The following is an 8,051-nucleotide window of genomic DNA, read 5'->3' on the forward strand; positions in this document are numbered from 1 at the left end:
TAGCCTTCGAGACTGTTGACCGTTGCCACGACAAGCTGGCGATTGGACTGGGTTTCGAGCGCAGCAAGCTTTGCCGTGAGCTCCGCCTCTTGCACGGGATCCAGCAGACCCGCCTGATCGACAACGCGGCCGGTGAGTTCCGGGAAGTTCTGGGCAAAAGCCGGGCTCGCTATCGCCAAAAAGGCGATGGCCAGGCCAGCAAGAACCGTCTTCAACGGCAGGATAGATCGCAGAGCAATCACGCCTAGAAGCTGACTTCAGGTGCTTCGTCCGCGCCTTCGGTGGTCGCTGCAAACGGGGTCATCGGTTCTGCACCATGGATGATTTTCGCACCGATAATGTCGGGGAACGTCCGGATCGTGGTATTATACTGGCGGACCGCTTCATTATAATCGCGGCGCGCGACATTGATGCGATTTTCCGTCCCTTCCAGCTGGCTTTGCAGCGCGAGGAAATTCTGGTTTGATTTGAGATCGGGATATGCCTCTACTGTAGCCAGCAGACGCCCCAATCCTTGCGAGAGCGCGCCTTGCGCTGCGGCATATTCCTGTACTTTGGCGGCGTCGCCGAGATCGTCGGCGCTAACCTGGATAGACGTCGCCCGTGCCCGGGCCTCGACCACAGCAGTCAGCGTATCCTGCTCCTGCGCCGCAAAGCCTTTGACCGTTTCCACCAGATTGGGGATCAGATCGGCACGACGCTGATAGGTGCTTTCGACATCCGCCCATTTCGCCTTGGCATTTTCTTCCGCCGTCGGCACGCTGTTGATTCCGCAGGCGCTTAGCGCCAGGGCCGCGGCTGGCACGACCAGAAATTTTATCACTTTGCTCAGCATGTTTGAAATCCCTCCATTCACCCGGCGAGACGCCGCGCCACAATGTGAAAATAGGCATCTATGGCCCTATTTGCAACGGCATCGCTCGACAATTGCGGAATTTTCATCCATTTGCTCAACGATGAAAATGGGAAGGAAAAAATATGCTGAACGAGTTTAAGGCCTTCATCCTGAAGGGCAATGTGCTCGATCTTGCCGTCGCCGTCATCATCGGTGCGGCTTTTGCGACGATCACCACGTCGCTGACCGAAGACGTGCTGATGCCGATTGTCAGTGCGATCATTGGCGCTCCCGATTTCTCCAACCTGTTTCTTCTGCTGGCCTCGCCGCCCGCTGATTATACCGGCTCCGTGACCGATTATGCCGCGCTGAAGGAAGCCGGTGTCCCGATGCTCGGCTGGGGGCAGTTTCTGACCGTGGTGATCAACTTCGTCATTCTCGCTTTCATCATCTTCCTGATCGTTCGCTACGCCAACAGGCTGATCAAGAAGAAGGAAGTGGAAGAAAAAGCGGCAGACCCGGGGCCGAGTGAAACCGATTTGCTGATCGAAATTCGGGATCTCCTGAAAAAATGACAATTTGAGCCAGCCGGCGGCATGCTTGGTCAAGCGTGATCGGTGTATTCCCCGGCAAGTGCGGGCGGCGAACGGTGGTTGTTTCCGAGGCCGTCAAATGGCCGGATATGATCGCGCAAAAATGCCCCAAATTCAAAATATAATTCTTTGATTATAATGGGATAAACATTGGCCTCATTTTTTGTGATACAGACCTAATTTTCGATCCTATAGGCCCGCTCAGCTGGATTGATTCTCAGCTGATTTGAACGACTATAGGGAACTGATTATTATGCGTAAATTCGCTGTTTTGGCTGCATCTGCAGCCGTATTCGCTCTGAGTGCTTGCAATGCTCCAGCCGAAGACGCTGCGGTAACTGAAGAAGTTGCAACCGAAGAAGTTGCACCTGCTGAAGATGCTATGGCTACTGATGCCATGGCTACCGAAGATGCAATGGCTACTGAAGAAGCAACTGCTGCTCCTGCAGACCCAGCTGCCGTACCTGCTGAAGAAGCTGTTACCGAGTAAGCTACGATTATCTGGAATTCCCTTTTGGGGAACTAGAGGAGGGTCAACCGGGAAACTGGTTGGCCCTTTTTGATTTTTTGGTCCGTGAACTTTTTTTGATTTTGCAGGGAACCAATGGTTGCCCGGCAGGTTGTTGGTTCCGAGGGGCCTTTTTCTGCTCCTTCAAAGGAATGAGGGATTATTATGCGTAAATTTATGATTTTGACCGCTTCGACCGCTGCTTTGGCGCTGAGTGCCTGTGCACAAGAAGACACAAGCGGCGCTGAAACAGCCACGGAAGTGGAAGCTCAGGAAGCGGAAATGGAAGCTGACCGGCTCCAGGAAGCTGCCGATGCGGCTAGCACCGAAGCAGGCGAAGAAAGCCTCGACGCTCAGGCTGACGCGATGGAAGACAAGGCTGATGTCCTGGAAGACAAGGCTGACGCAGAAGAAGGCGCTCTCGCCCAGTAATTAGGATTTCCCTTTGGGGAACTAGAGGAGGGTCAACCGGGTAACCGGTTGGCCCTTTTTCTTGTCTGTGCACTGTTCATTCAGAATTACATCCCTATATGGGAAGGGTCCGTTTCGGCGGACTATGGTGATAAATGATGGCGTGTAATAGACACTACGGACCCGGGGGCAGTACCCGGCGGCTCCACCATTTCAGGCGATTTGCAGAGATGCAGCACGCCTTTGTTGATGGGGCCGAACTAGGATCGACGGGTGTTCAAAGGCGCAATTTTTGCCCGGCCTGAGTATGCCGTGATTGCTCAAAACCTATAAGTGCAAACGATAATGAAGCACTCGCTATCGCTGCCTAACCCATTGACCTCACGGTCATAAGTTAGAAAGCTACGCGCGGTTGAACCCACCGGGCAACAGAAGGGAATTCAGCGGTTTGGAAGGCACCGGGCAACAGAAGCCTTCCACTTCTCTCCATCCACCAAGATGACCAGCAGGTTCTGGCGGTGAAATTCCGCTCAGAATGTTGCGCCAGTCGCCAGCCTTGCTCGGCGGGCAGGATTTTCAATAGTCGGAATTGTAAATCCGGTTGAGTTCGACCGCCTCGATCATTTTCGCGCCAGCCATGAACACCGCGCCGGTCGCTGCCAGAAACAGCAATTTCCCAGCCCAGCCAGGATAATATGTCAGATAATATTGGCCCCGTGCCACCGCGCCGGTGGCGAGGGCATAGGTGATCAGAAACGCCTCGAATTTGGTCTTTATGATGAAGAGCCGTCTGATTTTTTTCCACATGCCACTATAACAGCAATTCCCGTGCCAAGCCTGAAAAACCGGCATTATTCGTTGCGGGAAATGGTAAATTGTAAGTTAACCCGACAGTCGGATCGTGATCCTAGCGATCCAGTTCGGACAAGCCGCACGCTGCCAGCAGCCTGTCCCTGGCCATGGCGACATTCTCGATCAGCTCCGGATCGGAAAGTTGATCGGGATGGATCGATTTCGGCCAATGATCTCCAACGACCCGGGCAATGGCATCCAGCTTTTCGGGCGTCGCCAGAAAGCGCGGGTCGACAGTGCCGGGATCTGCAACGACACGCAACCGCAGACAGGCCGGGCCACCGCCATTGGCCATGGATTGCCGGACATCGACCGGGCAGAGCCGGCGAATCGATCCATTGCCCGCCACCAGATCCGTCAGATAGCGCCAGACCGCCTCATTTTCACGCGCCTCGCTCGGCAGGATCAGCGCCATGCCGCCCTCATCGGGAAGGCTCACCAGTTGCGCGTTGAAAAGATAGGATTTTATCGCGTCTGCCAGACTGACCTTGTCGGCGGGGACGATGATGATCTCCGCGTCGGGCAATGTGCTCCGGATCGCGTCATAAAGCGCATCAGGCTGTTCAAAGGCCTGTTCATGGGTGAACAAAACCCGTTCATTGGCCACCGCCACCACATCATTGTGAAAGGCCCCGGCGGCGATCGCGATTTCGGCCTGCTGCGCAAATATCACCCGATCCGGGTCGAGGCGATGTTTGCGGGCCACCGCCTTGCTGGCTTCGATATGCTGGCGCGCAGGAAAGGGGCCACCGCTTTTGCCAAAGACAAATATTTCGAGCCCGGGTGCATCATGGCCGGGGCAAAGCCGCATGTGATTGGCGGCGCCTTCATCGCCAAATGGCGACGGCACGGGCGCATGAACCGAAAAATGATCACGGTTCGAGAACGCCATTTCCAGCTGGCTAAATGTTCCGGGCCATTCATGGCTGCGGTGCGGCATGGTTTGCAGATTGGCGACGGTGAGGTGGCATTTGCCGTCCGGGGCGTCCGGTGCCGGAGACACGGTTGCGGCATTGGCCGCCCACATCGAAGACGCCGAAAAGGCGACCGCCCGAAGATGCGGTTCGGCGCTCTCGACGGTCGTTCCCAGTATTTTCAACCATCGGCTATTGGGCCGGTCCAGCGGCATGAAAAAGCCCTGCACAAGCCCAAGCGCCAGATTGTGACGCATCTTGGCAATCCCCTGCAGGGCCGCTTCCCGCGGATAGGCGGTCGCCCCGGCATTGGTCGACGAGGCAATATTGCCAATGCTCAAACCGGCATAATTATGGCTCGGTCCGATGATGCCATCAAAATTTATTTCGACCAGCGCGCTCATCGTGGAATATACCGGATAATGTCTCCTGCACCGAGGCCGATCAGCTCAGCAGCCTGTCGGTCGATCGTCACGCCCTCTGCGTTTTCCGAGACCATCGCATAGGTCGCCTGAAAATTATCCAGCGAGCCAGAGGATATGATCGATTTGATTTCGCCTTCTTCGATCGCGGTAATCGGCGCCGCTTTGGATTCCCGGATGCTGGTGACATCATTGGTTTTTGCCACCATCGTCGGCCCGCCGTCAAATATATCGACATAGCCCTCGTAGGAGAAATTTTCATTCTCGAGCATCCGCATCGCCGCACGCCCGCTGGTGTGCGGCACACCGATCGCAGCGCGGGCGGAGTCGCTGAGCATGGCGGTATATATCGGGTGTTTCGGCATCAGGTCGGCAATGAACTGATTGCCGTGGATCGCATTGAAATAGTCGGCTTCCTGAAAGCTCATCCCGAAGAAACGACCGGCAAGCCCGTCCCAGAAGGGCGATCCTCCGGCCTCGTCGATAACCCCGCGCAGTTCGGCAAAAATCTTGTCGCCAAAGCGGGCGCGATGTTCCCTGATGAACAGATAGCGGCTGCGGGCCAGCAGCATGCCGAGCCCGCCGGCGCGTTCGCCCGGATGGAGGAATAGGCCGCCAACTTCGCTTGCGCCTTCCAGATCGGTGACCAGACCGAGCATCTGGGCGCTGAACGTGCGATCCAGCTCCTTGCTGGTTTGCGACAGGGTGCTCAGCCGATAGGAATAGAAAGGCCAGGTCTGGCCTACCTTGGTGAACAATTGTGACGTTCCTCGTACTGCGCCGGTTTCGACATTTTCCAGCACCATGATGAACAGGTCATCGCCATGCGCTTCCGCCTGCCGCTTATAGGCCTGTTCCGATCTTTCCAGCTTTTGGCTCAGCGATCCCCGGTCAGCGGGAAGGTTGGTAAAACCGCCGCCGGTCAGCTTTGCCATTTCGTACAGATGCTGCAGATCATCGACCCGCGCTGCGCGTATCCGGAAACTCATAAACCTCCCTTTGCGGCGATCCGCATGATCGTCAGCGCCGACAATTTTGTCCGCTCGACGAGACTTTCCACTATCAGATATTCGTCAGAGCTGTGGATCGCTCCTCCTCTTACGCCCATGGTATCGACCACGGGAATGCCGCAAGCGGCGATATTATTGCCGTCGCAGACGCCGCCGGTGCCGCGCCAGTTGATATCCAGTCCCAGTTCCGCGCCGCATTGCTTCACCAGGCCAAAAAGCTTCTGCGCCTGCGGATCAATCGGCTTGGGCGGCCGACCGAAGCTGCCGTGACAATGCACATCCAGATCATGATCCTGGGCAATATCTGTAACCAGCTGGTCGAGCGCATCTTGCGCCTGCGCCTGATCGGCAAGAGATTGCGGCCGGAAATTGACTCGCAAGATGGCATGGTCGGGGACCGAATTGTTCGGGCCGCCGCCGTCAATCTTGGCTGGATTGACGCTGAGCCCCGCCCGGTGTAGCGCTTTCAGCCGCATTGCCATATCCGCAGCGGCAACCAGCGCATTGCGCCCTTCATCGGGATTGCGGCCGGCGTGGGCGCTCTTGCCGGTGAAAATGATCGAAAAATTGCCGCTGCCCCCCCGCTCGCCGGCCAGGGTGCCGTCCGGCAGGGCTGGTTCGTACGTCAGGGCAGCAGCCGTGCCTCTGGCCAGACGTTCGATCAGTTGCGCGGATGATCCGGAACCGACTTCCTCGTCGCTGTTGATCATCACGTCATAGCCGATCCGGCTGGCGAGGTCGCTCTGCTCGAGCAATTGCAACGCGCCGAGCATGACCGACAGGCCGCCTTTCATGTCGGCAAGACCCGGACCATTGAGCACGCCGCTTTCGAGTTCGGTTATCTGCTGAAACGCATGGTCGGGGGGAAATACGGTATCCATATGGCCGGTCAGCAAGATCCGGACCGGTGCTTCGGGTCGAACGGTCGTCACCAGATGCTGGCCGCGCAGAACCTGATCGACCGTGCCGTCCGGGCGCACGGCTTCGACCGGTGCCGGTTCGATCAGCCGGGTTTGCCCCGGCAGGACGGCAAAGGCATCTGCCAGCATTTCCGCGACCGTTTCCAGACCGTCCAGATTAGTGGTACCGCTGTTGACCTCTGCCCATGCCGTCGTGCGCGATAACAGCGGCAGGTCGATGGCCTGCTCCAGTGTCGCTTGTTCGGGGAAGGAATCTGCTGTCATCTAAATCCGATAGCATTTGTAATCATCGCCTGTCACCCGCTGTATTGCCGGAAAAAGGCTGTCCTACAGCGGCGTGGTTCTATATTATTGCGATATTCGTCACCCTGCCAGTGCAGGGCGCACTTTTTGACAGGAGAATTGGACATGAACCGGAGCAAGCAAAATGTTGAAATCGCCTTTTGTCAGGAAATAAACCGGTCGACAGGAATGAAGCGAAGCATATCAGGTTTTTCAATAGCTTAAGAGAAAATCCGGCATTGGAAGGAAAAATTTCCATAACCTTGTAAAGTTTGTCAAGTTCCTGTCCGGGGATTTCCTTTGTGGTCCTCCCATTTACAGCGCGAAAAAGAGCCGCCATAGACGGCAGCGATTCCTCCCCGGAAAATTTGGAAAACTTGCAGCGCACTCTGTAAGCCCCGGACCCATATATTTGAACGAGGAAAAATTATGTCGGAATATGTCAGCCAGAACGATATCCAGATCGCGCGGGAGCTGTTTGATTTTGTCAACGCAAACGCCCTGCCGGGGACCGGTGTCGCCGAGGAAAAATTCTGGCAGGATCTGGCTGATCTGCTCGGCAGATTTGCTCCTCGCAACGCGCAACTGCTGGCAAGGCGGGAAGAGCTGCAGGCACGGATTGATGCCTGGCATGTCGGCCACAAGGGGCAAGCTATCGACAAAACAGAATATCAGCGCTTTCTCAAAGAGATCGGCTATCTGGTTGCAGAACCCGGTAAATTTGAAATCACCACCGAAAATGTCGACCCGGAAATCGCGACCATGGCCGGACCGCAACTGGTGGTGCCGTCGCTCAACGACCGCTTCGTCCTGAACGCCGCCAATGCGCGCTGGGGCAGCCTTTATGATGCCTTTTACGGCACCGATGCGCTGGAGGCGCCGCCAGCGAAGCCGGGCGGTTATGATCCGGAGCGCGGTGCGCATGTGATCAGGGCGGCAAAGGCCTTTCTGGATGACGCTGTCCCCCTCGAAAATGGTAGCTGGACCGACCTTGTCGACGTGCAGGAAAGCGATATCGCGCTCAAAAACCCGGCCCAATATATAGGGAAGAGCGAAAAGGGCCGCCTGTTTCGGCACAACGGCCTGCATATCGACGTGATATTTGATGCCGGGCACCCGATCGGCAGGGACGATCCGGCGCATATTGCCGACGTCGTGCTGGAATCCGCGCTGACCACGATCATCGATATGGAAGATTCGGTCGCTGCGGTGGATGCCGAGGACAAGGTGATGGCCTATGGCAACTGGCTGGGCCTGATGCGCGGCGATCTCAACGCATCCTTTGCAAAGGGCGGCAAGACCGT

9 protein-coding genes, 1 other RNA gene and 1 pseudogene are annotated in these 8,051 nt (G+C 56.5%); 5 read left to right on the plus strand and 6 right to left on the minus strand.

Annotated features, from left to right (window positions below; translation table 11 throughout):
• Together ACEW8J_RS03490 and ACEW8J_RS03495 are read right to left on the minus strand one after the other, a co-directional pair.
• On the minus strand, window positions 1–215 hold a 215-nt coding region (locus ACEW8J_RS03490; RefSeq protein ID WP_373490246.1), incomplete at its 3' end, for a YgcG family protein.
• 29 nt (window positions 216–244) lie between these two features.
• A complete protein-coding gene (locus ACEW8J_RS03495) occupies window positions 245–835 on the minus strand; it encodes a LemA family protein (RefSeq protein WP_373490247.1) in 591 nt (196 codons plus the stop codon).
• A 143-nt stretch (window positions 836–978) separates the two neighbouring features.
• On the opposite strand from ACEW8J_RS03495, the gene mscL reads away from it, so the two are divergent.
• The 4 genes from mscL (at window position 979) to ssrA (ending at window position 2,828) form a co-directional block, all read left to right on the plus strand.
• Window positions 979–1,410, plus strand: a complete 432-nt coding sequence (mscL, locus tag ACEW8J_RS03500; protein ID WP_373490248.1) for a large conductance mechanosensitive channel protein MscL — start codon at window positions 979–981, stop codon at window positions 1,408–1,410.
• 271 nt (window positions 1,411–1,681) lie between these two features.
• Window positions 1,682–1,918 carry a hypothetical protein gene (locus tag ACEW8J_RS03505; RefSeq protein WP_373490249.1) on the plus strand — a complete coding sequence of 79 codons (237 nt, stop codon included), beginning with the start codon at window positions 1,682–1,684 and terminating at the stop codon, window positions 1,916–1,918.
• Between the two features lie 183 nt (window positions 1,919–2,101).
• On the plus strand, window positions 2,102–2,368 hold the full coding sequence (locus ACEW8J_RS03510) for a hypothetical protein (RefSeq protein ID WP_373490250.1): 267 nt from the start codon (window positions 2,102–2,104) through the stop codon (window positions 2,366–2,368).
• 69 nt (window positions 2,369–2,437) lie between these two features.
• Window positions 2,438–2,828: a transfer-messenger RNA gene (gene ssrA / locus ACEW8J_RS03515) on the plus strand.
• A gap of 95 nt (window positions 2,829–2,923) precedes the next feature.
• Here ssrA and ACEW8J_RS03520 read toward each other — a convergent pair.
• From ACEW8J_RS03520 to ACEW8J_RS03535, 4 genes are all read right to left on the minus strand, one after another.
• Window positions 2,924–3,154, minus strand: coding sequence for a hypothetical protein (locus ACEW8J_RS03520; RefSeq protein ID WP_373490251.1), 231 nt, complete (start codon window positions 3,152–3,154; stop codon window positions 2,924–2,926).
• A 100-nt stretch (window positions 3,155–3,254) separates the two neighbouring features.
• Window positions 3,255–4,517 carry an N-succinylarginine dihydrolase gene (locus tag ACEW8J_RS03525; RefSeq protein WP_373490252.1) on the minus strand — a complete coding sequence of 421 codons (1,263 nt, stop codon included), beginning with the start codon at window positions 4,515–4,517 and terminating at the stop codon, window positions 3,255–3,257.
• The gene (locus ACEW8J_RS03530; RefSeq protein WP_373490253.1) at window positions 4,514–5,524 is read right to left on the minus strand and encodes an arginine N-succinyltransferase; all 1,011 of its coding nucleotides are present in this window, start codon (window positions 5,522–5,524) and stop codon (window positions 4,514–4,516) included. The genes ACEW8J_RS03525 and ACEW8J_RS03530 overlap by 4 nt, the downstream gene beginning before the upstream one ends.
• Window positions 5,521–6,729 carry a hydrolase gene (locus ACEW8J_RS03535; protein ID WP_373490254.1) on the minus strand — a complete coding sequence of 403 codons (1,209 nt, stop codon included), beginning with the start codon at window positions 6,727–6,729 and terminating at the stop codon, window positions 5,521–5,523. The genes ACEW8J_RS03530 and ACEW8J_RS03535 overlap by 4 nt, the downstream gene beginning before the upstream one ends.
• A gap of 447 nt (window positions 6,730–7,176) precedes the next feature.
• Between ACEW8J_RS03535 and ACEW8J_RS03540 the strand changes: the two are divergent.
• Window positions 7,177–8,051, plus strand: a pseudogene (locus tag ACEW8J_RS03540) (malate synthase G); the annotation flags it as partial.

The organism is Parasphingorhabdus sp. (assembly GCF_041748495.1).
Classification (GTDB): domain Bacteria; phylum Pseudomonadota; class Alphaproteobacteria; order Sphingomonadales; family Sphingomonadaceae; genus Parasphingorhabdus.